This window comes from Clostridium sp. JNZ X4-2 (assembly GCF_054889485.1).
The window spans coordinates 521,372-545,104 of the sequence record NZ_CM142685.1; the positions used below are offsets into that span (position 1 = coordinate 521,372).

Here is a 23,733-nt window from a genome sequence, read left to right on the forward strand (position 1 = left end):
CGCTGCCATATTTTTTATTTTTCTGCAGTTAATATTATGCCGCCTAAATCATCTGAAGTAGGGCTGTATACTGAATAATAATCATCATCGTCATCTTCACTTCTTATGCTCAGCGCAGAAGAATCGGAATTTGCCTGGACTTTGATTTTGTCTCCTACATTTACTGAGTTATTGTCGAATTTGTAGGTTATATTTTTATCGTCTACAATTACAGATGCCACATTCAGTTTTTCTCCCGTGGTTTCATCTGTGAATATGAAGTCATCATTGTAAGACTGTTCTATATCTTTATCAATATTTTGATTGAAAACTAAAGTTGAAGAACTTATATATCCACCTCGTGTACTCCAGGATTTCGTCACGGTTTTTGGTGGAATGAGAAGTGTATCTGAGGCAGTTTGTATTTTACGGCCTGCCACATCTACAGAAGTCCTTCCCGATATATTTACCGTAGTGCTTCTTCCAGAATTATTTATGGTATCAATTTTTTCATCATTTTTAATTCCCGATTTAAATATTAAAATGATGTCGTTACCAGATATTGTTCCAGCATCAGGTGTTTTCCCGGCTACTTTAAAATCACCTATATTTAATATATCAAGAGGAGCAGTTAATGATATTTGAACTTTTATATCATTTCCATCATAAGTTAGCTTTCCTGAGTTGTCTACAAGCTTTGGACCATCCGTGTAACTTGTGCTTATTTTATCTGCAAAATATAAACCGATCATGGTGTTTCCATCGGTATCTGTGACATCAGAAACACCCACACTATTTATATAATCTTCATATTTTTCATTTCCTATGGAATAGGAAGATGGAAATTCCAGAGTTACACTTTTATTGTCTGAATTAGAATATATTTTAGTATCTGATGGAATTTTTTGAGATTTTCCATCTCCAGTTTTTATATAGTAATTTGATGAGTCTTCAATTGAAGATTTATCCATAGTTTTGTTAAAAAACACAACTACAGAATGTTCATCATCTGCTTTTTTTACCTCTGAACTGATAGCAGGGGAGCTGCTTGTGGTATTGCTTATTGTTTTTGTAATTGTATCCATAACATTTGGTGGATCATTTCTGTCAACAATATTTTTAATAGTAAGTGTATACTGGGAGTCTATCAAGCGATTTGGGTCTTTAAATTTTAAATAGTAGGTGTTTCTGTATTCACTGCTTGAAGAACTTGCAGAAATAATATCGTCTATTTTATAGCTTATATCATTCCCCGATGAATCCAATAGCTTGTAATTTGATTCATCTGTAGCATAGCTGTTGTTTACATCTTTGTTGAATTTTACACGGATTGTGTTTTTATCTAAAATGGTAACACTGCTGACTTCTGGTTTTGTAGTGTTATTTCCAACATCAAATGTGAGGTTTGTCTCATTTATATTATTTCCATAAGTATCCCTTATATTATCTCTTATAGTAAGGCTGTTTTCACCATTTTCCAGCATATAATTCAATCCTTTGATTTTAACAACTTTATCATCAGAATCATCTTCAAAACTTATATTGTTTGAACTTACGCTTACAGTAGAATTGTTTATCTTGTAATTACTGTCTTCCAGAGCAGTTTGCTTGTCCATAGGTCTGTTGTAGGTTATATATATTGTATCGTTTCCGTCACTTTTAACACCTGTAACTTCAGGCAAACCAGCTATTGAATCAATGGTGAAGTCCAATGAAGATGATTTTACAGAAAAACCTGCTGCATCATCAAATTTTGTACCTACAGTACCATCTGGTATTGAAAAAGTATTGGTACCAATTGGCAATGTTGTATTGAAATATAATTCAGCTGTATCTGACCACTCCCCTGAATTATTATGAAATTCGGATTCAGATGTATTTAAGCTGTAATTTGATATACTCTGTCTGTTAATTTTCATAGATGATAAACTGCTTTTGTCCATTCGTACCGGTTCTGAAAATTTAACTATTAGTTTATTACCACCTACAGGTGTTACAGATTGAAGGGTAGGTGCAGTGATATCCATGATATCAATTTTCTTCTCAAATTTGGATATGGTATTAGTCAGACTTTTATCAAATATTCCGTCTTTAACGGTGACTTTTACAGTACTGTTTTGCTTAAGTGATTTTGAAAGTGTTATAAGTACTGTTTTTTTATTATCCTGAAGAGAAGCAGATGCTGTGGCAGAAGACAAAGAGTTACCGTCAATTTCATAATTTTTTAAAAGTTCTGCAGTGTCTTTATCAAGCTGTGTATTGAATAAGATCTTAATCTGGTTAAGTCCATTATCGCTTATGGAATTTACTGTAGGATCACCAGTTGGAATAGGAGTTGTACCTTTTATCATATCTATAATCGTATCAGGAACTACACTTTTGCCACCTATAATATTTATATCAGTTGAATTATCTATTTTGCTTTTGATATAATCTATGGCACTGCTTGTGGAGGAAGAATCTTCTGTGTCAACCAGCACCAGATTGGAGGATGATTTTCCTGCGAGGGCAGATGCCACTAATGCATCAGCATAGCCATTGCCGCTGGCATTGGCAACAAATATGCTGTTTCCCTTTAAATCATCTTTGAATTCATTTAATACATTTAAGTTGGTTTCAAATCTATTTGATCCGCCATTTATTCTTTTAACTGCATCTAAAGTATTATATATAGTATCATTGATGGAGTAGCTTGTACCAACTACTGTAACTTTGGAGTTATTGAATTTTATAAAATCCAATACTGATTTCATTGAATCTTGATTATTATTTCCCAATAGAAGAATCTGATTTTTAGCAGCAGCTATCGGAGCTACAGATAGTGCATCAGAAAAACCTTCCCCACTTACCAAAAGCACATTATCTGCCTTCATACCCAGTTCAACTAATTTTTTGGCAACTTCTGTATTTGTTTCATATCGATTGTTTCCTTTTAATTCTATCAGATTATAACTTGATTTTTTTAATTCATCTCTTATTGATTGAGAGATGGAGGCATTTCCGCCTATAATGTATATGTTTTTAGGCTTGAGTTTATCAAGTGCATTTTTGGTATCGGAATTTAACTCTGTTGATGTAGATAAAAGTATCGGGGCATCTAGCTGTTTGGCAAGGACTGAGGCACTTACTGAATCCGCATACCCTTCACCAGATACCAATATTACATTTTCAGGATTTTCCCAGTTTGTAGCTGCAACTTTGGAAGCTGTTGCATATCTATTACTTTCACCTATCCTAGTGACTTGTAGTTCCGAAGCTTTAACCGATGCTGCAGGAAGTGAAGATAAGACTAAGGATATAATTAATCCGCTGCCCATAGCTTTGGTATATTCTTTTTTCATTGTATAAATCCCTCCTATACTTGTTAAAAAAGGTAATATAATAATATTATACTATAAATTTTAAAGCATACGCAATATCTGATAAAAATATGGACATATATGGATATGAGATAATATGTTGTAACCATAGAAATAGTTTTCTACTTATGGTAATATTATTTTATAATTGTTATAATGCAAGGATATATTTTAAGTACCACAAGAATTTAACAAGGGAGGAACATCATGAAAAAAATGAAGTTACTTTTTTTTTCAACATTAATTATAATTTGTTTTCAGACATTTTCCAGTACAGTTTTTGCTCAAGGAAATACTCTGGATATAGATAAAGTATTGGATCAAGCAGTGGAAAATTCCTATGAAGTAAAGACCCAGGGTATATCTCTTCAGAAAGCACAAAATTCATATAAAGATGCTTTGGATAATGCACCTAAAATAAATGATCAGATCAATAAAAGTGATGGAACTATAAGTTATGATGAAAAGTTCAAACTTATACAATCCAGGGATAACACTCCTCAGGAAGCTAAGTATTCCATCTATGAGAATACTAATGAAAAAGAAGTTGCTAAAAAAGAAGTTGTATTTTCAGTATATCAGCAATATACTGCGTTGATGGATGCCAAGGATGAATTGGATACTGAACAAAAAAGGTTGGATAATGCAGGTGCTGATTATAAAAAAGCACAAATACAACTTAATTTGGGTATGATAACACAGAGCAGCTTTACGGCATCAGAATATGCATATTATAGTGAAAATGCTAATTTTAATAAGGCTCAAAGGCAGTATGATATTGAAACTATGAAGTTGAACAAGCTTATAGGGGTACCCCTTGAAACTAAATATGAAACACTTTTAAAGGATAAAATTGCAGAAAATATATACATAAGAGACTATAATGCCTATTTGTCAGATGCACTTAAAAATAGGGCAGAGATATTGAATAGTACAGAGTATATTAATTTAATGAATTATGAATTTAAAATCGTTAAAGCTTTTTATCCAGATACAAGGGATCAGGAATATAAAGTTGGTAAATATTATATAACTTCAGCCCAAACTAATTTAGATATGCAGAAAATAAAAGTATCTTTGGAGGTCAATGATTTATATAATGATTTACAAAATAAGACTAAGCAGCTTGATTCACAGAATGATAGCTTGGACTATGCCAGCCAGGATTATAATAAGGCACTGCAAAAGTATAATTTGGGCTTGATAAGTAAAATAGATTTGGATTCTAAATTAATAGCTTTTGAAAATCAACAAAACAGCCTAAAATCTTTAAAGAGAGATATATGGATGGCGCAAGTAAAACTTGAATATGCTTGTAAAATTGGAGCAGATACTTCAAAACTTGTCAGCCAATAAGTAAATAAAACTATGGAGGTAAATACTTATGAATAAAAAACTTATTTTAATAATTGCCCTTGTAATGTCAGTAGGGATGAGCAGTTCCGTTTTGGCGGATTCTCCCAGTATTTCTGTAGGTACTGCAGTAAATTCGAAAGAAGTGTCAGCAACTTCAGATATAGATACGGGAAACCTTACGTTAAACGATGCTTTAAATAGTTTGGAAAAAAGAAATGTATCAATACAATTGATGGATCAAAAAGTAATTTTGCTGAATAAACAATATGATGATGATCATCAAAATTCAATTGATGTTAGTGAAATGATATATAGTGTAAATAAAAATTCAAATGAGTACATTTCATTAAAAGAGCAAGAATTGATTAAACCACAGCAAAGTGCCCAGGATGTAGAAAATGCAAAACATGACAGGGAAGATGCATTGAAAAATTTGAAATCCAATATGGAAAGACAATATATGAGTGTGGTAAATAATAGGGCTCAGATTACAAATATAAATGCCAGCATTGCCAATGTGGATAAACAAATAGATGTAATGAAAATTAAAATATCCCAGGGGGTAGCTACATCAGATGCACTTCAACAGCTAAATGTCCAGAAAAGTCAGTTGATGGCTTCATTAAACACACCAAAATCTAACATAGAACAATCTATTTTGAATATAAAACAAATGCTAAATTTAGATTTAAATAGTGATTTGGTTTTAGTACCGGCTAAAAAGGATTATGTGAAATTTGATGACAGTAATATAGAGGATAGGATTGATAATTCAGTAAAAAATGATTATGACTTGGTCAAAATTAATAAAAATATAGAATTTGCAAAAATGGATGTGGAGTTAAATACTAAATATGGTACAAATAATACTTCAGGACAGGTTACTTCACAGTTAAACCTTCAGAATTTGACCAATAGCTTAAATGACACAACATTAAATTTGAAGATAAATTTATGGACTTCTTATTATAATATGAAAAACAAGGAGGACAGTGTTACAGCTGAAAAAATCAATTTAGACAATGCCCAGCAAAACTATGACAATGCTCTATCAAAATTTAAATTTGGACAAGTAACTCAGCTTGAAGTTGATTCGTCACAGCTTGCCCTGGAAAAAGAACAGCTTATAGTTCAAAATTTGATAAATGATTATATGGTAACTGTAGAAGAATTTCAAGATCAATTAAAGTAAGATAAGTGTCTCCTGATTAAGGTCATATTTTGAATAACTTTCAATAGAAGAGATACTGGAAATGAATTCTAGTACCTAGGAGAATTATAATATATCAGATAATGGGGAAATATAAAGCAGAGAAAATTTTTTATGTCAGGAGAGGATAAAAATGGATGGATGTTTTGTGAAAAATTCAACGGCGCCGCTAAAAAAGGTACTCATGTGTCCGCCTATCTATGCATATTTGAAGAAAAATGTAAGCGGAGATGACGGAGTTGAAATAGATGATGAACTTTGCATTAGGGAACATGAGGAACTTGTGGATGTGTACAGGTCAAACGGGGTGGAAGTAATTATGATGACTCCGAATCACAAGCTTCATGATCAGGTATTTGCCCGGGATTTTGGTGCCTGTATAAAAGAGGGCTACATTCTTGGAAATTTTAGAATACATGACAGAAAAGGTGAAACAAAATCCTATGAGAAGAAGATGGAGGAGCTTGGAATACCCTGTGTTGCAAAATGCAGCAGCGGTCACTTTGAAGGCGGTGACTTCTGGATGCTGGATGATAAAACCATGGCTATAGGAATCCTGGAGCGCACTGATGAAACCGGTATTGATGAAATAAGGCGGCAGGTAGAAAGGTATGGTTATGAAATGATGCCAGTTAGATCCCCGCAGAAATGCCTGCACTTAGATATGTGTTTCAATATAGTGGCGGAAAAACTTGCTGTAATATGCAGTGAAGTTCTGCCCAGTGATTTTTTAAGTCTGCTGAAGGACAGAAACTTCAAACTTATAGAAGTGGATAAGAAATATTTGCTGGAATGTCACTGCAATCTTCAGGCACTGGGAAATGAAAAAGTAGTGTCCTTTAAGAAGAACAGGGAAGTAAACAATGCTATAAGGTCATACGGAATTGAAGTAATAGAAACCCATACAAGTGAAATGTTTAAACACGGCGGCGGAATACACTGCATGACCTTTCCATTAAGCAGGGGGTAATAAGTACCATGCACCTTGTAGATTTGATCCTGCTCCCGATATTTACGCCACCGATGGTAGAATATGAGGTACCATGCACTTTGCAGATTTGATCCTGCTCCTGATATTTACGCCACTGATGGTAGAATATGAGGTACCATGCACCTTGTAGATTTGATCTTGCTCCCGATATTTACGCCACCGATGGTAGAATATGAGGTACCATGCACCTTGCAGATAGCTGATATGTATGACAGCTTGTTTACCGGTATTGAAAGCCTGATTTGATGAATATAGATGACAGCTGCCTGCCAGTAATTGAAGGCTCAATTTCATATTTAAATTCAGTATTATAAATGTTATAATAAAAAGAACAATATGTTTATGGGTGGTGAAAAGTTTGGATAAGGAAACAAAACAGATGTTTGAGCTTGTTCTGCAAAAGCTGGATAATATGGAAAAGAAGCAGGACAGCATGGAAAAGAAGCAGGATAATATGGAAAAGAAGCAGGATGAAATGTATCTGATTCAGAGATCTTTGGAGGAGAATGTTAAAGTGACAAGGGCGGAACAGGACAAAATCACATACATACTTTCAGATATTCAGGGAAAAGTAACAAAATTAACTGAAAGAGTGGATGAACATGAATCAGTAATTGAGCAGATTAGAGCAATCAAGTGATTTCTGAATTCAGATAGGGCCATCGGGACCCAAGTGATTTCCGGGTTCAGGCAAGTGATATCCATAAGAAATACTTTTTCTAAATGAAACTTAGAAAGCTTGCTTATCCAGTGCCACACCAGGTTATAGTGCTGCTCCGCACTTTATAAAGAGAGGCTGTTGCGGCAATGTCAAATGTTGTGACAATGGCAAATGTAAAATAAAATGATTTCGGTATGAGAAACAGGGCTGCAGTATTTACCTGTCCCCTGTGGGATTTTAGCAATGATCAATAATAGCCAACCGATAAAATAATCTTATTATAAAAAACAGCCCGCTAAAAGGCTGTTTTTGTTTATTAAATTTAAATTTTTTCATTTTTTCTAGGAACTATCAGAAAATCATCAATATATACAGTTTATTTTTAAATATAGTGTTTATACTAAATTATATGGCCGTTGCTTTTGATGGCTGATATTTTTAACACAAAACTATATTTTTTAGACTTTGACTTTCTTTGACCTTTATTGTATTATAATAACTGTAATAAGGAATAAGGGTTGCCAGTACAGAAAGTAACCGGAAATAAAAGAATATAAAATATATTTTGATAGCTTACAAGGAGGTTATGTATTATGTTCGATATGATTCCATTTAGAAGAGATAATTCTTTAAGCAGAGGTGATGAATTTGACAGATTCGTAAAATCCTTTTTCAATAATGACTTTTCACCAGTTGGTATAAATGCTTTTGGTAAAGATTTTAAAGTTGACCTTAAAGAAAATGATAATTCTTACGTAGTAGAAGCAGATCTTCCCGGAGTGAATAAAGATGCTGTAAACTTAAGCTTTGAAAATAACTATTTGACTATATCCGCAAAAAGACAGGATTCCAAAGAAGACAAAAAAGAAGATTTTGTAAGACGTGAAAGAAGCTATGGGGAATTTCAAAGAAGTTTTTACATTGACAACGTAGATGATAAAAATATCAGTGCATCTTTTAAAGATGGAGTTCTGAAGGTAGACCTTCCAAAATCTGAAAAGCACAAAAAAGAAAGTAAAAAGATTGACATTAACTAATATATCACAGCACTGTGATTAATCTCACAGTGCTGTTTTTTTATGTTATAATTAAGTATTATAGGATGCTGAATAAAGTGGCTTGATTAGAAAGTTCATTTTTTATTTCCTTTCATAATAAGTACAAGAGGTGATTTTATGAACAATCAATGGGAAATGATACTTAGGTTAGTTCTTTCAGGAGTACTGGGAGCTTTAATAGGCTTTGAGAGAAGAAGCCATTTCAAAGAGGCAGGGCTTAGAACCCATTTTGTTGTAGCAGTGGGAAGTGCACTTATTATGCTGGTATCTAAATATGGGTTTGCAGATTTGGTAAGTACACCTTCAATTTCACTGGATCCAAGCAGGATAGCTGCCCAGGTTGTAAGCGGAATTGGATTTCTTGGAGCCGGAACTATAATAGTAGAGCATCAATTTGTAAGAGGATTGACCACTGCTGCCGGTTTATGGGCTACTGCCGGTATTGGTATAGCAATCGGTGCAGGCATGTATATTCCCGGTATCAGCGCAACTGTGCTTATACTTATAGGACTTGGCATATTTAATAAACTTCAGAAAAATGTAACTTATTCCATTGGCAAGGCGGATCTCTCTGCAGAAGGAATCAACCCTGCACTGGAAACCTTGAAAACTTCAAAAGTAAAAATATCCAATATACAGGTAAACAGACATCATAATAAAATTGACAAGAACGTGGAAGTAAGGCTTACCTTCAAGATATACAGCAGAAATCAGAACGAAATGAAAAAAATTATGGTAAGTCTTTTAAAAATACCCTATGTAAAAAATGTAGATATAGAATAATATAGCAGTATAATAAAAAAACCATAATAATATTATTAAGACCGGGTATTGTCGGTTATATACCGGTCATATAAAGAAGGTGCAGAGTATATGATTATAAATTGTGATAAATTGTTAAAAGAGCACAAAAGGATAAGAACTAAAAAAACAGCAAAAAGAGTAAACTTTATAGGAATATTTAACAAGGATGTGTACAATATAACAGCTCCTTTTTTAAATAATGGCAGGATTGTAATAGCTGGAAGGGTGGAGTCCAAAATGGGCAGGGACTCCATGGTGCTGTTTTTCGAAAAATATGAGAATGCCTGGTGCCACATAGTGGAATCGCCTATTATGGAACTGGAAGATCCTTTTTTTACCAGAATAGGCAATGAAATAGTAGTAGGGGGCGTGGAAATATTTAATAATATAAACAACCCCTATAATCTCATATGGAGAACTATAATGTATAAGGGAAGAGATATTTTTCACCTCAAACTTTTCTTTGTGGGGCCCGACGGTATGAAGGACTTACGTATAGCTGAACTTAAAGATGGGAGCATAGGTGTTTTGACCCGGCCTCAGGGAGCCAAGGGGGGAAGGGGAAAGATAGGGTTTATAAAGATTAGAAGGCTGAATGATTTGAGTATGGGAGTTATCGAGGATGCCCCTATTTTAAATGACTTTTTAAATGATGATGAGTGGGGTGGAATAAACAGCATATATCCCATTGACAAAGACAATATAGGATTGCTTGGACACATAGCTAAAATGGATGACAATGGAATGAAGCATTATTATTCCATGACTTTTGTACTGGATATGAACTCCATGATTTATAAAGATGTAAAGATAATTGCAGCCAGAGAGGATTTTCTGCCCGGACCAAGCAAGGATGAGAGCCTGTATGATGTTGTATTCAGCGGTGGCCTGGAATTTAAAGATAAAAAAGCAGTTTTATATGCAGGCATAAGTGATATTGAAGCTCAGACTATTGAAATAGATAATCCTTTTTACCAGTATATGAATAAAAAAGGGGAAGTGTAGCCATGGATATAAAAAGGCATGAATCCAACCCTATTATAACCTGTGAAGATGTAAATCCCTCCAATAAGGATTTTAAAATCATAGGCGTATTTAATCCCGGAGCGGCTCGGTACAAAGGGGAGACAATACTTGCCATGAGAGTTGCAGAAAGATTTATGGACAGCGGTAATGATCATATAAGGGTTCCTGTTATGGATACACAAAGCGGCCTTTTGAAAATTTTGAATATAGACAGGGGAGATGCCAGATATGATTTCAGTGATTCCAGGGTAATTAAAGAAAAGGGAAGTCCCCATGATTTTCTCTATCTTACGTCTATGTCCCATATAAGGCTTGCCAGAAGCAAAGACGGAGTGAACTTTAAAATAGACAGCAGACCTTTTATATATCCGGAGAATGAATATGAAAGTTTTGGCATGGAGGATCCAAGGATAACTGAAATAGATGGCAGCTACTATATAACCTACAGCGCAGTATCTCCATATGGTATAGTCACCGGCCTGGCTGTAACTTCCGACTTTAAAAACTGTAAAAGACTTGGCAATATTTTTGGAACGGAAAACAAGGATGTGGTGATTTTCCCGGAAAAAATAAATGGCAGGTATTTTGCCATGAACAGGCCGGTATCAAAAAGTACAGGTGATCCTGTAATATGGATATCGGAATCTGACAATCTTATCTATTGGGGAAACCATAAAGTGCTGGCATGTAATAGAAAAGGTTTCTGGGATTCTAAAAAAATAGGGGCGGGAATACCGCCTATAAAAACGGATGAAGGCTGGCTGGAGCTGTATCATGGGGTAGATGAAAGGGATCATTACAGCATGGGTGCACTTTTGCTTGATATGAACTGCCCCTGGAAAATCATTGCCCGCAGTGAAAAACCCCTTCTTATGCCCCGGGAGGATTATGAAACAGAAGGATTTTTTTCCAATGTGGTTTTTCCCTGTGGTGCTGTAGAAATGCAGGAAAAACTGTATATATATTATGGAATATCAGACAATTCCATAGGACTTGCAGTTACAAGTGTAGAGGATATTTTAAATACACTTGTATAATCAGATGAATATTTATCCTTTTAAGTAAAAGGTAAAGCTATAGTTCTGCTATTATATTTCCTGTTTCAGTAAGATCATATCCGCCGATGCCTGAAAGCTCCTGCTTGAATTTACCAGACTGCAGTATTTCAATTATTGATTTAAAAGGAGGGTTATCCATATCCTCTTTTTTTATCACAAGTTCATATCTTTCTTTTTGGAGGGGTATGAAATCTATATTTTCAACCTGCAGTCCGGTTTTTTCATTTCCAAGCCCCACATCTGCAGCTCCTCTGGCTACGGTGCTTGCTACAGCCAGGTGGGAAAGGCACTCATTATTATAACCCCTTATGTCCCTGCCCTTTATTTTAAGCAGCCTTAAATGTTCATCCAGGAGAATTCTGGTACCGCATCCCTTTTCTCTGTTTATCAAGTTGATATCCGGCCTTTTAAAATCCTCCCAGCCTTGAATATTTTTAGGATTTCCCTTTGCCGCATAAAAACCCTGTATTCGGCAGGCCAGGTGAATTACAACAGTGGGGATACCGGGGATGAGTCTTCTTACAAAAGGTATGTTGTATTCACCGGAGTCCCCATCCCATAAATGGGCGGTAGCCACCTGTACATTCCCCATATAAAGTCCCAGTAATCCATTATAACTTCCCACATAGGAACGGAATATTCTGATTCCCGGCCAGTACATCTCTATATAACGGGATAATATATCAAGAAGTACATCCTGCCCGCAAATTACAAAATCGTTTTCCCTATTATTTCCCGGGTAAAAAATATCTGAAGATGAAAAATTGGGGCTTTGGGGTATGCCGGTATGCTGGTTACCCTTATTTTTTTCTCTGTTTTTATATTCCTCCACATCTTTTGTATCCACTCGGATTTTTTTGCCTACTTTATACCCTTTTAATTCTCCTCTTTTTATCAGCTCATATACTGTATTCTTGGTTATTTTCAGCATATCTGCAACTTCCTGCGGAGTCAGGGCAGTATTTTCTATCACAATGTATCACCTCCATATGATTTTAATAATAATTTTAGTACATATCCTTGAAAAACACAACCGCAGTTGGTTTTTCTCTGCAGCTGTTTTCCCCGATGCTTATTTTCTCTGAGGTGCTTACACTATATGATAAAAGTTGCTTTCCCGGAGGTGCTTTCTCCGGTATTTTTTCTCCACCCCAGGTATCTGCATTATTCAGCATTATATTAAAAGTACAGCTGCTTTCCGGGAGGTGCTTTCTCAGGTATTTTTTCTCCACCCCAGGTGTCTGCATTATTCAGCATTATATTAAAAGTGCAGCTGCTTTCCCGGAGGTGCTTTCTCCGGTATTTTTTCTCCACCCCAGGTGTCTGCATTATTCAGCATTATATTAAAAGTGCAGCTGCTTTCACCCCAGGTGATCAGATTTTACCGAATATAATCACTATGTTAAAATGAATAATAAATATGATTTTTGTTTTCAGCTGGAATTTTTACCATCTGTGAGACTTAGAGGGAGGAAAAAAATATGAAAATAGCAGTTATTTCTGATATACATGGAAATATGGAAGCACTTAGAGAGGCTTTTTCCAACATAGAAAAAAGGAAGGCAGATACCATAGTGTGTCTTGGAGATTTAGTGGGATACGGACCTTATCCCAATGAAGTGGTGGAGTTTGTCAGAGAAAAGCACATATTGAATATATTGGGAAACTATGATGCAGCAGTGCTGGAGAGAAAGTTCAATTATATAAGAAATACCAGGACAAATGAATTTTGCATGCCCTGGACTGCAGGCCAGCTTAAAGAGCAGAATGCAAGCTATTTAAAATCACTTCCGAGAGAGATAAATTTTCAATTTGAAGATAAAAAAGTCTGTTTTGTCCATGGAAGCACCAGATCCATAAATGAATATCTCAAGGAAGATTCAAAAGAAGCTGAAGAAGTTATGGAAGCTTTTACGGGAGATGTTCTGGTATGTGCCCATACGCATATACCTTATGAAAGCAAATATGGCTCCAAAATACTTCTGAATGACGGAAGCATAGGAAAACCCAAAATAGGCAGGCCCAATGGAACTTATATAATTATGGATGTAAAAGATGAAAATGTATATGCTGAAATGATAGAATTCACCTATGATTATGAAAAAACTGCAGCTGCCATGGAGAAAAAGGGTATATTGAAAGCCTGCATTGACAACATAAGAACCGGGATTGAACAGAGGTGAAGTTTCCTGGTGCGTTTGCAGGCAGAGTAAGCACCCGGGGTAAAATGCAGTATTTTACAGGGATTGAATAACTGGGGTTCTGTCAGGGCACTTATAAATATTGCAAGTACCCCGGCAGAATATAATATTTCATTGTACATCAATTTTAAAAACAATTGTACGTTAATTTTGAAACTATTGGTTTAAATTGTTTAAAGCATCTGTGAGCCTTGTATATAAACTGTATATTCCATCATTGTCATTCTGGGTATTTGAAATGCTCTGCATTTCCTGGCTCAGGCTTTCCAATTTTGCAGCCTCGGTTTCTATTTTATCTTCATCCAAAGTATCTATTCCCTCCTCAATAGAATTCAGTATCTCTATACAGCTGTTTGCATAGGTTATGGACTGATTTACAGAATTGATTTGGGTATTTATGCTGTCTATATACTGCGTGTTTAAAGTCTCCAGGCCTTCAGGCACTGACAGCTTGGATACATCATCCCTGAATACCGTCAGATTGTTTTTGTAAGTTGACAAATCGGAACTTCCCTGCTGAAGTGTCTGAATCATCTGATCCAGGTACTGGTGCATTTCATCCACACTGCTGGCAGAGTCCAGATTTGACATTGTACTAGCGGCATCATTATAGGTCTGGTTTAACTCATCCAGGGTATTGGAAGTTTCATTTTCATAGGATTCACAGTAGGTTTTCAAACTGCTTACATAATCTTTTTCGGCTTGCGGCACTGCTGAAGGATCCTTCAGCAGATATTCTACAGGCAAATCTATTGAGTTAATTCCTCCAAGGAGGTATATGTTCTTATATGCCTTTTTGTCTATAAATGTTTTTTGATTTGATATATCACTTCCGTCAGTTAAAATTATAGGTGCGTTCAATTTGGAAGCCAGTGCACTTCCTGAAAGTGCATCAGGAAAATTTGTCCCGTTTGCAAGTACTGCACTGCTTGAAGTCAAATTGAAATAGCTGCATATGTCCAGAGAAGTATCATATCTGGTTTGGCCGCCGACTCTTATTATATTGTCGTCAGTTAAAGATGGAAGCTGGGACTTCAGCTGACTTACAGCTGCAGTGGATACAGAAGCTTGTCCTCCAATTACATATACCTTGGATGGATTTATAGATGAAATCAAGTCACTGGTTTCTGCGGGCAGACTGTCAGTGTTTACCATGAATATAGGGTATCCATTTGATGCAGCTATGCTGGATATGCTCAGTGCATCTGCAAATCCCCATCCGTTTGCCAGTACTATTGGAGTTCCGGCTGAAACTTTAAGTGAGTTGATTATATACTTGTTGGTGTCGAATCTGTTGCTGCCGCCCAGTCTTGTGATATTCTGGTATCCTAATTGTTTGATGTAATTTAAAAGATCCTCGCTTATTGATGAATTTCCGCCCAGCACATAGATGTTCCCTGAAGTACTTAAATGGTTCTTTATATAGTTGAAAGCATCTGAATTATCGTCTATGCTGTCATTTAACAATAGTATGGGAGCATTGTATTTTTTTGAAAGAACACTGCCTCCCAGTGCATCCGGAAAATCTCTTCCGCTTGCAAGTATTATGTTTTGAAGACTTCCGCTTTGAAAACTGGCTGCAATTTTTGCAGATGTTTTGTATCTGTCAGTGCCGGCAAGCCTTGTTACATTATATGTAGTTTTGGCATAAGCTGGAACTGAGGTGCAAAGTAACATAGTCAAACCTACGACTAGTCCTAATATTTTTTTCATTATCCGTATTTCCCCCTTTGGAAAGTATATACCTAAATTTTAGCACAAAAGTGGAAAAAACTATATAAGAAAAACCTGGAATTTGCACTGCTTATTGTGTATAGTCATGCCAAATATTTCAATGCAATCTTTCTAGGTAAATTTTTTATGAACAACATAAGGGTCGGATGTTAAATTGCAATAAATATGATAGAATATAACCTGTAGGTAGGGGTTACCCAAACTTTATTAATCGGTTATACAGGGAGAGATAATTGATGATAGGAAAAATTAAATCACTGGGAATTACTGCAATTGTTATGATGCTGATTATATCTTTTACAGCTTGTTCTTTTGGAAATAAATCTGAACAGAAAAATGGTAATTCCAAAAACACAACTCAGCAGACTTCTGAACAAACTAAAAGGTCTAAAATCACTGAAGATGCAAACAAGACTGCACAGCTTAAGAAGGAAAAGCCCATACTCAATGGGAAAGTATATGTGCAAAACAACAGGGCCATAGCAACCATGGTAATTAAAGAGGGTATCAGTGATAAGGAGGCAAAGAATCTGGCACAAAAATATGCCAGGGATTTAAAAAAGAAGTATAAGAATATGCAGGTTAATGTAATGGCAGTAAGAGACAATAAAAACATAGCAGATATAACTGTAAAGTAAAAGTAAAAGGAAAAGGGAACGTGCCAAAAAATTCATCCAACAATCTAGGCACGTTTCCTTTTATGTTAATTCAATATGGAACTGTTTACTGAACCCTTTTTAAACTTTTTAACTGCTTTAAAAATGCGTTTGATTTTATAAAATCGTTATGATATATTAAGTTAAGATAATCGATAGATATGTATGGATAAATGTGCTATTATAAAGAATTTGGAGGTATAATATGGTTAAAAGAACACAAGATGACAAGAAAAATAACGGTGAAGAATATGTTTCAACTGTTCTTTCACTTTTAGACGAAGAGGAAAATGTAGTTTCGGATGTACAAAAGGAAATCTTTATAGATGAGATAAAGGAACTGCCCCCAATAAAAGAAGGAGAACTCAATGTATCAGGCGTATATGCTTATGATGAGGAAGATAAAGTTGAAGTTAAAGTATATATTAGAAACGGACTTTCATATAATTTGAATCTGCAGAAAATACCTTTTTTAATTGTAAATTCCAAGGGAGAAACTCTGGCATCCCAGACTTTTAATCTTTCCTCCTTAGGACAGCTTCCACCTCATTCTGCAAGGCCTGTAAAACTTTATTTTAAAAAGGAAAATCTTAAAGTTGATAAAATACCGGCAGATGACTGGAAAATTGTTTTAAATGGTGAATTCAATGTAACTTCCAAAGTAAGGCCGAGATATGAAGGACTGCCTGATGAAATAACTGTTGAGGACAAGCTTGTTTTTGATAAATTCCTAAATGAACTGCCGGAAATGAATGAGGGAGAATTCAGTATATCCACTTTCAGCGTAGGGCTTCAGACAAATGGAAATATACTTGTAACAGCAGTTATGAGAAATGCTACAAACAAGCCCATTACCATTAATAAAATGCCTATGACGGTACTTGATAAAAACAGAAGAGCTGTTAAGTCGCAAAATTTTATAATGAAGGATTTTACAGTGAACCCCTACAGGGCAAAGGTATGTAATTTTGCCTTTCCAACGGATGTCCATCCAGAAAATGATCAAGCTTTGGATGGCTGGTCGGTGATCTATAAACTGGTGAACATAAATGGCGGCAAAAATATAAAAAGAGTATAGAGTATTATAAAACTATGAAGTTATTTTAATTTATAAAAAGTGATTTCATAGTTTTTTTATCAATTGTTTCCTGGGTGCGGTGCGGTTTTTTCATAATGGAATGATTACCCTGTCTGAATCTCATAAAAATTTATCCAGAAGTTCAGCATTGATTATTGGGCTGTTTTGAAGAAGTTTTGAAGCATTATCAATGGAAGCCGCTGGGTGAATTTCAAATAACCCCTAAAATAAGTTGGAAAATGAACGAATATAAATAATGAGCAATACTTTTATATAAACTGTTGGAAAATAGTGATTTCAATAGTATAATGTAAATATGTCAAAATTGTAAACATGAAATGGTGTATGACGAATAAAATAAAATACTTGCTCATTTTAGGGCTTTATTAAAATATAATTCTGGAGGGATTACATATGCAAAAAAGTAGTAAAAAGGTTTTATCCGCCTGCAGTGTGGCATCTTTATTGATTGCAGGTACCACACTTCCTACGGCTGGCGTGAAGGCAGCAGACTCATCTGATGCCATAAACAGACTTGGAGGACAAAACAGATATGAGACAGCAGCAAAGGTTGCACAGTCTGGCTGGACTTCATCAGATTATGCCATAGTGGCAAATGGAGAAGGTTATGCAGATGCCCTTTGCGCAATACCCCTTGCAAAAGCTAAAGATGCACCGGTACTTTTGACCACAGGCGACAATTTAAATGAAAATGCTTTAAATGAACTGAAAAGTTTAAATGTGAAACATGTAATTGTAGTTGGTGGAACGGGTGTGGTTTCTGAAAATGCTTTAAATGATATAAAAGCACAGGTTTCTGATGTTCAGAGATTAGGTGGACAAGATAGGTATGAAACTTCTGTAAAAATAGCCCAGGCACTTGCCTCCACATCTGCAAAAGCAGTTGTGGCAAGCGGAGAAGGTTATGCAGATGCACTTTCAGCAGGTCCTGCTGCAGCTATAAATGGAATGCCTATACTTCTTACAAGACAAAACAGTCTTCCAGATGCTGAAGCTGATTATTTGAAAGCAACTCCTCAGATAACTTCAACTTATGTTATAGGGGGAACTATGTCAGTAAGCGATTCCACTGCAAATTCACTTCCATCCCCGAAGAGACTTTCGGGAACTGACAGATATGAGACAAATGTGGCGGTATTAAAGGAATTTGCTTCAGACTTTAATTTTGGCAATATTTATGCAGCGCTTGGCAACGGCCCTACCGGCAATGAATTTGCAGATGCCCTCACAGGCGGAGCACTGGCTGCCAAAAACAAAAACCCTCTTATAATAACAGGATACACTTTAAGTTCTGCAACTTCGGATTTCTTGAAGGACAAGGCAAACTCCAATACCAAACTTACAGTACTAGGGGGAACACTCAATATATCTGATTCACTGGCTGACAGCATAAAGGGATCATTTGGAACAGGAACAACACCAGGCGGCGGTGGTGGCGGAGATACTACTGCAACTAATATTACTGCTACATTGAAGGCTAATGATTCTTATAATGAAATTGTTGACAGTATAAATAACAGCCAGTATTTTAAAATTTTAAAAACTGGGGATACGGGCGATGACGCTAATAATATAAATGTTCAATTAAAGAAGAGTGGAATAAATACTCCTGCTGGTATATTTAAAGATGCTGAAACAAGATATAAAAATAATGACGATACTTGGAACGAACAGCAGATAGAGGACGATGTTGCCAAGCTAAATGATAAGTTAACTATAGTGTATGGTAAAAATATTAAAGTAGGAAAAGCAGAAGTCAGCTTGAGTATCTTCATAGGTGGACTTGGATCAAGGTATATTGATTCTGAGGGCAAGCTTAAATCTGACACCATAATAACTGAAATAAAAACTAAGGGATCCGATTATGCTTATAAAGATTTCAGAGATGATGTTAACAATAAAATAGATTATTATTTTGATAATAATTCATCAGCACCTAAAGATTCAATAACTGTTAAAGTTATGGGACTTACAGTAAACAACATTAAAAAGGGAAGCACGCCTTTATTTGATTCTTCTTCAGCACCGAAAGTTGCTGCAGAAAATTTGGTAAATAAAGTATTATTCCCAGATGGGAATTATGATCTTACTGGAACATACACTATTAATGTAGTTGGCAATAGCTATGTACAAATTAATATTAAAAAATAGACTAAAGTAGAACTAAGACCATAAACACAGAACTCAGGCCAACCCCTGGGTTCTGTTACTAAAGAACAAAGTTCAGAGCACAGAGAACAATTTATGGAAGATTTTTCTAAGAAAAATCTACAAATATAGATTTTCTGAAGCGCAGCAGAAGAAAATCATCCATAACTGTGAAATGTGAACTGTGAAATGTGAATTATGAAATGTGAATTGCGAAATGTGAATTATGAATTGAAAAGAAAGGAGTTACCAATGGAAAAAACAAATAAAATAATTTCAGAGCTCATTGCAGGTCTGTTTGTCATATCATCTTCAATTATTGCACTGCCACAAAAAGCTCTTGCAGATGTACCCAGACTTGGAGGGCAGAGCAGGTATGAAACTTCAGCCAAGGTATCCCAGAGCGGATGGGACACTTCGGAATATGTGGTGCTTGCCAGCGGTGAAAATTATCCAGATGCACTTTGTGCAGCACCTCTGGCCAAAAAATATTCAGCTCCCATACTTTTGACTACAAGCAAAACTTTAAATGGGGATATTAAAAATGAAATAACAAGGCTGAAGGCAAAGCATGTAATAGAAATAGGTGGAACAGCATCCATTTCGGAAGGCATAGACAATGAACTCACATCAATGGGAATTGCCACTGAGAGAATAGGCGGACAGGACAGGTTTGAAACGTCAGTGAAGGTGGCAAAATCACTTGACAATGCTGCCGGTGCAGTTGTAACTTCAGCCTATGGTTTTGCAGATGCTCTTTCCATAGCACCCATAGCTGCAAGTGAAAATATGCCTATACTTTTAACAGGAGCAGATTCTCTGCCTGATGCAGTAAAAAATTATATAAATGAAAATACATCCTCTATAAAAAATTCCTATGTAATTGGAGGAAATGCGGTTATAAGTGACAATATAGTATCAGAGCTTCCTTCGGCTGAAAGGATCAGCGGACAAAACAGGTTTGAAACCAATGTGAAGGTTCTTGATTATTTCAAGGGCAGTATAAAATTTGACAACCTGTATGTGGTGAAAGCAGATGGACCTGATGGAAATGAATTTGCAGATGCACTCTCAGCTTCTGCACTGGCGGCAAAGACTTCTTCACCTTTAGTGCTCACCTATAATTCTGTAAATATTAATATGGAAAATTTCCTCAGGGAAAATGCAGAGAAAGCCAAAGTCACTGCCATAGGCGGTACAATGGCTGTTCCTGAAAGTATTGTAAGTTCTCTGCAAAATGTTTTAAACGGCGGTACACCGCAGAATCCTGGAGCAGGCGGCGGTTCGGGTTCCGATTATGATGTTTTCAGTTCCGTTTTTGGAAAGCTGAAAACCATAGATATTTCAGCTACTTCATCACTTAATGATACTCAAAAAGAAATAATATCGGATACAATAACTTCCATGGGCAAATATCTGTCCGATTCAAGTTATGACTACAGCGGGGATGCAGAAAATATAAAAGCTCTTTATAAGGGACTTTCGGAAAATGAGCAGAGCAAACTGAAAAACGTTATAATCAATTCCGGAGTGACTATTTCAGAAGGTATTGAACTTATGAATAAATTTGGCCTTCAGCTTGAAATATAGGAATTTGCTGTTAACTTTAAATTTACATATAAGTTATCTAAAGATGTGTTATAATAAATAATGTATTTTTGGATAACTTATATGTGTTTTACTTGATTTCATTTTTCAAATTTACATAGTTAAATTAGGGCAGTGACTGATATTGCCCCAATATTTTTAAATTTTGGGAGAAAATATATGAAAAATTCGAAGAGAAGTAAAAAACCGATATTCTTAATTGTGATTGTTGTTTTAATTCTGGCAGCAGCTGCTTTAGCAAAACTTGCCTTCTGGCAGTCTTCCTACAGTCCGCCAAAATATAAATTTTCAGTAGGGTTATTTGACAAGATAATCAAAGCCCAGGATACAGGTGGTACTGCAGAACTTACAAAAGATGAAGTGAATCAGATTATATCACTGTATTTTAAAGAATACAGAGGCGGTGACATTACAGTAAAGGCAGTGGAAGCAGATTTCAGCGGTGATAATATGAAATTTTACATACCTGTGAATTATAAAAATTTCAATGTGCTGCTTACCTCTGAGGGAGGTATTTCCAAGGAAAATGACAATATCAAGTACACTCCTCAGTACTTTAAGGTGGGAAAAATCACTTTGCCGAAATCCTATGTAATGGAGAAATTAAAAAGTAAATTGAAAAATTCGGCAGTTGTTGAGGGGGATTCCATAATGGTCAGCACCAAGGGATTTCCGGTGGGTATTACTGCACTGAGTGTTAAAAATGAGAAGCTTTTAATTACGCTGGAGAAAAGGCAGCTGAATATTGAAGACATACTAAAGGGAAAACTTGATTCTATAAGAGATTTAATAAAAAATTATTCCAGTATAAAGAATTTGAATTTACCTACGAAAACTAATGATGAAAACCAGAAAGCAGCCGGAGAAACCAGTACTGGAAATTCTACTGGTGCTTCAGCTTCAAATACCTCATCGGGGAGCAGTTCTGCCTCAAGTGAGAGGCAGCAGGCACTTGGCAGAGTGATAAGCGGACTTAGTGCGGCCTCGGGATCTGTGAGCACAGGCGGTCAAAAAGCAGTTATATCCCAGATGATGTCCGTGGTGGGAAATATGAAAGATCCTTCATACAATCCTTATTCAGCAGAAGGAAGTGTCAGAGCCATGTATGGAAAATTATCCCCCGGTGAAAAAACACAGCTGAAGGCTGCAGTATTTTCAAATGTGGATGCATCTTCTGCAGGCATACTGGCCAATATGATAGGAAAATAAAGCAATTTTACTAAACCTAGGGAGGAATATTCAAGTGGAAGAAGAAACGACACTGGATCTCAGGGACTTTTATAATATATTGAAAAAGAGAATGAAGATTATAATACTTGTAACAGCAGCTTGTACTTTAATAGCTGGAATTTTGAGCTTTTTTATTATAAGACCCACTTATGAGGCCAGCACCACCATAATAGTAGGCAAGCTTACCAGCAGTGAAAAAAGCAATACTCAATACAATGACGTCATGATGTATCAGAACCTTATAAAAACATATGCACAGATTGCAGGCTCCAATGCTGTACTGGAAAGTGCCTCCAACAAATTGAACGGATCCATTGATCCAGCAAGACTTAAAAAGGTGATCTCCATAACACCCCAGCAGGGTACTCAGATTTTACAAATAACAGGACAGAGCAATGATCCGTCCCAGGCTGTGAAGATGGTAAATGCAGTGAGCAGTTCTTTTATATCTGAATCAAAAAAGGTGTTTCCAACAGGCGGGGATATAAATGTGATGGATAAACCACAATTCCCTGATAATCCTGTAAAGCCAAAAAAAGCACTGAATATGCTTATTGCATTTTTCATAGGGCTTATGGCTTCTGTAGGATTTTCTTTTGTACTTGAATATATGGACAATACCATAAAAACAGAAGAAGACGTAAACAGGCAGCTTGGAATTCCGGTGCTGGGTATAATACCAAAAGGTGAAGTCTAATCAATTCACAGTTTATTGTCTGAAATTTACAATTGTACATTGTGAATTGATAATTGTAAGTTGAACAAGGGTGGTGAGGTCATGATAGATATACACAGCCATATACTTCCAGGTATAGATGACGGTTCAAAATCCATGGAAGAAACTATGGAAATGCTTAAACTGACTGAGGCAGACGGCATAGAAAACATAGTGGCAACCTCTCATTTTTACAGAGGCTATTATGATAACAAGTGGATTGACATAAAAAAGCTTACAGGGAAGGTAAAAGCTGCAGCTAAAAAACAAAATATAACATTGAATATTATTTCAAGCCAGGAGGTAATGCTGGATAATCATACTCTTGAAAGCTATAGGAGCAGTGAAATAGGTTGTATTGAAGGAACATCTTATATGCTGGTGGAACTTCCCATGATGACTATGCCGAAGGATGCCATGAATATAATATATGAACTTGAGATTAAGGGTGTACGTCCTATTCTGGCTCATCCTGAAAGATACAGGTATATTATAGATAATCCATACAAAATAAATGAGTTCCTGGATGAAAAATGTCTGATTCAGATAAACACAGGGAGCATAACAGGTATATTCGGGAAAAAAGTTAAAAATACCGCCAGAATTTTGATAAAGAACGGGGTATGCAGTTTTATAGCCTCGGATGCCCATTCAATCGGCGGAAGATGTCCGGGAATCAGCAGGGCTGTGAAAACAGCTTCTCGCATTGACGACCATATATATGGACGCATAGAGGAGAACTGTGAAAAATTGCTGCAAAATCAAATTATAAATCCATGCAGTGAAAGAATAAAAGGGAAAAAGGGAATTTTCAATTTTCTGAGAATATGATTTAAGATA

The 23,733-nt window shown here is 35.8% G+C and carries 20 protein-coding genes; 16 read left to right on the forward strand and 4 right to left on the reverse strand.

Annotation, left to right across the window (positions count from 1 at the left end; translation table 11 throughout):
* Positions 1-14: 14 nt before the first annotated feature.
* Positions 15-3,320 carry a cell wall-binding repeat-containing protein gene (locus ACYUJ6_RS02605; RefSeq protein ID WP_461844326.1) on the reverse strand — a complete coding sequence of 1,102 codons (3,306 nt, stop codon included), beginning with the start codon at positions 3,318-3,320 and terminating at the stop codon, positions 15-17.
* 225 nt (positions 3,321-3,545) lie between these two features.
* Between ACYUJ6_RS02605 and ACYUJ6_RS02610 the strand changes: the two genes are divergently transcribed.
* The 8 genes from ACYUJ6_RS02610 (at position 3,546) to ACYUJ6_RS02645 (ending at position 11,481) form a co-directional block, all read left to right on the forward strand.
* Positions 3,546-4,694, forward strand: a complete 1,149-nt coding sequence (locus tag ACYUJ6_RS02610; protein ID WP_461844327.1) for a TolC family protein — start codon at positions 3,546-3,548, stop codon at positions 4,692-4,694.
* 28 nt (positions 4,695-4,722) lie between these two features.
* Positions 4,723-5,886: a TolC family protein gene (locus ACYUJ6_RS02615; RefSeq protein WP_461844328.1), complete on the forward strand. Its 1,164-nt coding sequence runs from the start codon at positions 4,723-4,725 to the stop codon at positions 5,884-5,886.
* 151 nt (positions 5,887-6,037) lie between these two features.
* Positions 6,038-6,874 carry a dimethylarginine dimethylaminohydrolase family protein gene (locus tag ACYUJ6_RS02620; RefSeq protein WP_461844329.1) on the forward strand — a complete coding sequence of 279 codons (837 nt, stop codon included), beginning with the start codon at positions 6,038-6,040 and terminating at the stop codon, positions 6,872-6,874.
* Positions 6,875-7,244: 370 nt separating this feature from the next.
* On the forward strand, positions 7,245-7,535 hold the full coding sequence (locus ACYUJ6_RS02625) for a hypothetical protein (protein ID WP_461844330.1): 291 nt from the start codon (positions 7,245-7,247) through the stop codon (positions 7,533-7,535).
* Between the two features lie 614 nt (positions 7,536-8,149).
* Complete coding sequence (gene hsp18, locus ACYUJ6_RS02630; protein WP_461844331.1) at positions 8,150-8,593, forward strand: heat shock protein Hsp18; 444 nt, start codon at positions 8,150-8,152, stop codon at positions 8,591-8,593.
* Between the two features lie 138 nt (positions 8,594-8,731).
* Positions 8,732-9,397 carry an MgtC/SapB family protein gene (locus ACYUJ6_RS02635; protein ID WP_461844332.1) on the forward strand — a complete coding sequence of 222 codons (666 nt, stop codon included), beginning with the start codon at positions 8,732-8,734 and terminating at the stop codon, positions 9,395-9,397.
* A 90-nt stretch (positions 9,398-9,487) separates the two neighbouring features.
* On the forward strand, positions 9,488-10,423 hold the full coding sequence (locus tag ACYUJ6_RS02640; RefSeq protein ID WP_461844333.1) for a DUF1861 family protein: 936 nt from the start codon (positions 9,488-9,490) through the stop codon (positions 10,421-10,423).
* A 2-nt stretch (positions 10,424-10,425) separates the two neighbouring features.
* Positions 10,426-11,481, forward strand: coding sequence for a glycoside hydrolase family 130 protein (locus ACYUJ6_RS02645; RefSeq protein ID WP_461844334.1), 1,056 nt, complete (start codon positions 10,426-10,428; stop codon positions 11,479-11,481).
* Positions 11,482-11,518: 37 nt separating this feature from the next.
* Here ACYUJ6_RS02645 and ACYUJ6_RS02650 read toward each other — a convergent pair whose 3' ends face one another.
* Both ACYUJ6_RS02650 and ACYUJ6_RS02655 read right to left on the reverse strand, forming a co-directional pair.
* Positions 11,519-12,475: a substrate-binding domain-containing protein gene (locus ACYUJ6_RS02650; RefSeq protein ID WP_461844335.1), complete on the reverse strand. Its 957-nt coding sequence runs from the start codon at positions 12,473-12,475 to the stop codon at positions 11,519-11,521.
* 34 nt (positions 12,476-12,509) lie between these two features.
* Positions 12,510-12,734 carry a hypothetical protein gene (locus ACYUJ6_RS02655; RefSeq protein WP_461844336.1) on the reverse strand — a complete coding sequence of 75 codons (225 nt, stop codon included), beginning with the start codon at positions 12,732-12,734 and terminating at the stop codon, positions 12,510-12,512.
* 249 nt (positions 12,735-12,983) lie between these two features.
* Between ACYUJ6_RS02655 and ACYUJ6_RS02660 the strand changes: the two genes are divergently transcribed.
* Entirely contained in the window at positions 12,984-13,685 is a 702-nt protein-coding gene (locus ACYUJ6_RS02660) for a metallophosphoesterase family protein (RefSeq protein ID WP_461844337.1), read from the forward strand.
* A gap of 174 nt (positions 13,686-13,859) precedes the next feature.
* Here ACYUJ6_RS02660 and ACYUJ6_RS02665 read toward each other — a convergent pair whose 3' ends face one another.
* Positions 13,860-15,416, reverse strand: coding sequence for a cell wall-binding repeat-containing protein (locus tag ACYUJ6_RS02665; protein WP_461844338.1), 1,557 nt, complete (start codon positions 15,414-15,416; stop codon positions 13,860-13,862).
* A 257-nt stretch (positions 15,417-15,673) separates the two neighbouring features.
* Between ACYUJ6_RS02665 and ACYUJ6_RS02670 the strand changes: the two genes are divergently transcribed.
* From ACYUJ6_RS02670 to ACYUJ6_RS02700, 7 genes are all read left to right on the forward strand, one after another.
* A complete protein-coding gene (locus tag ACYUJ6_RS02670; RefSeq protein WP_461844339.1) occupies positions 15,674-16,075 on the forward strand; it encodes a hypothetical protein in 402 nt (133 codons plus the stop codon).
* 223 nt (positions 16,076-16,298) lie between these two features.
* Positions 16,299-17,171 (forward strand): SLAP domain-containing protein, encoded by an 873-nt coding sequence (locus ACYUJ6_RS02675; protein ID WP_461844340.1) that lies wholly within the window; start codon positions 16,299-16,301, stop codon positions 17,169-17,171.
* Positions 17,172-17,585: 414 nt separating this feature from the next.
* Positions 17,586-19,343 carry a cell wall-binding repeat-containing protein gene (locus ACYUJ6_RS02680; protein WP_461844341.1) on the forward strand — a complete coding sequence of 586 codons (1,758 nt, stop codon included), beginning with the start codon at positions 17,586-17,588 and terminating at the stop codon, positions 19,341-19,343.
* A 249-nt stretch (positions 19,344-19,592) separates the two neighbouring features.
* The gene (locus ACYUJ6_RS02685; protein WP_461844342.1) at positions 19,593-20,930 is read left to right on the forward strand and encodes a cell wall-binding repeat-containing protein; all 1,338 of its coding nucleotides are present in this window, start codon (positions 19,593-19,595) and stop codon (positions 20,928-20,930) included.
* A 177-nt stretch (positions 20,931-21,107) separates the two neighbouring features.
* Positions 21,108-22,157, forward strand: coding sequence for a DUF2140 domain-containing protein (locus tag ACYUJ6_RS02690; RefSeq protein ID WP_461844343.1), 1,050 nt, complete (start codon positions 21,108-21,110; stop codon positions 22,155-22,157).
* Positions 22,158-22,191: 34 nt separating this feature from the next.
* A complete protein-coding gene (locus ACYUJ6_RS02695) occupies positions 22,192-22,875 on the forward strand; it encodes a YveK family protein (protein WP_461844344.1) in 684 nt (227 codons plus the stop codon).
* A gap of 81 nt (positions 22,876-22,956) precedes the next feature.
* Positions 22,957-23,724, forward strand: coding sequence for a tyrosine-protein phosphatase (locus ACYUJ6_RS02700; RefSeq protein ID WP_461844345.1), 768 nt, complete (start codon positions 22,957-22,959; stop codon positions 23,722-23,724).
* Positions 23,725-23,733 lie beyond the last annotated feature (9 nt).

What these genes read in the sequence shown, in the direction of transcription:
- ACYUJ6_RS02700 (WP_461844345.1), top strand. Translation starts at nt 22,957, where the DNA reads ATGATAGATATACACAGCCATATACTTCCAGGTATAGATGACGGTTCA.
- ACYUJ6_RS02645 (WP_461844334.1), top strand. Translation starts at nt 10,426, where the DNA reads ATGGATATAAAAAGGCATGAATCCAACCCTATTATAACCTGTGAAGAT.
- ACYUJ6_RS02675 (WP_461844340.1), top strand. Translation starts at nt 16,299, where the DNA reads ATGGTTAAAAGAACACAAGATGACAAGAAAAATAACGGTGAAGAATAT.
- ACYUJ6_RS02665 (WP_461844338.1), bottom strand. Translation starts at nt 15,416, where the DNA reads ATGAAAAAAATATTAGGACTAGTCGTAGGTTTGACTATGTTACTTTGC.
- ACYUJ6_RS02670 (WP_461844339.1), top strand. Translation starts at nt 15,674, where the DNA reads ATGATAGGAAAAATTAAATCACTGGGAATTACTGCAATTGTTATGATG.
- ACYUJ6_RS02620 (WP_461844329.1), top strand. Translation starts at nt 6,038, where the DNA reads ATGGATGGATGTTTTGTGAAAAATTCAACGGCGCCGCTAAAAAAGGTA.
- ACYUJ6_RS02635 (WP_461844332.1), top strand. Translation starts at nt 8,732, where the DNA reads ATGAACAATCAATGGGAAATGATACTTAGGTTAGTTCTTTCAGGAGTA.
- ACYUJ6_RS02640 (WP_461844333.1), top strand. Translation starts at nt 9,488, where the DNA reads ATGATTATAAATTGTGATAAATTGTTAAAAGAGCACAAAAGGATAAGA.
- ACYUJ6_RS02685 (WP_461844342.1), top strand. Translation starts at nt 19,593, where the DNA reads ATGGAAAAAACAAATAAAATAATTTCAGAGCTCATTGCAGGTCTGTTT.
- ACYUJ6_RS02690 (WP_461844343.1), top strand. Translation starts at nt 21,108, where the DNA reads ATGAAAAATTCGAAGAGAAGTAAAAAACCGATATTCTTAATTGTGATT.
- hsp18 (WP_461844331.1), top strand. Translation starts at nt 8,150, where the DNA reads ATGTTCGATATGATTCCATTTAGAAGAGATAATTCTTTAAGCAGAGGT.
- ACYUJ6_RS02605 (WP_461844326.1), bottom strand. Translation starts at nt 3,320, where the DNA reads ATGAAAAAAGAATATACCAAAGCTATGGGCAGCGGATTAATTATATCC.
- ACYUJ6_RS02610 (WP_461844327.1), top strand. Translation starts at nt 3,546, where the DNA reads ATGAAAAAAATGAAGTTACTTTTTTTTTCAACATTAATTATAATTTGT.
- ACYUJ6_RS02615 (WP_461844328.1), top strand. Translation starts at nt 4,723, where the DNA reads ATGAATAAAAAACTTATTTTAATAATTGCCCTTGTAATGTCAGTAGGG.
- ACYUJ6_RS02660 (WP_461844337.1), top strand. Translation starts at nt 12,984, where the DNA reads ATGAAAATAGCAGTTATTTCTGATATACATGGAAATATGGAAGCACTT.
- ACYUJ6_RS02680 (WP_461844341.1), top strand. Translation starts at nt 17,586, where the DNA reads ATGCAAAAAAGTAGTAAAAAGGTTTTATCCGCCTGCAGTGTGGCATCT.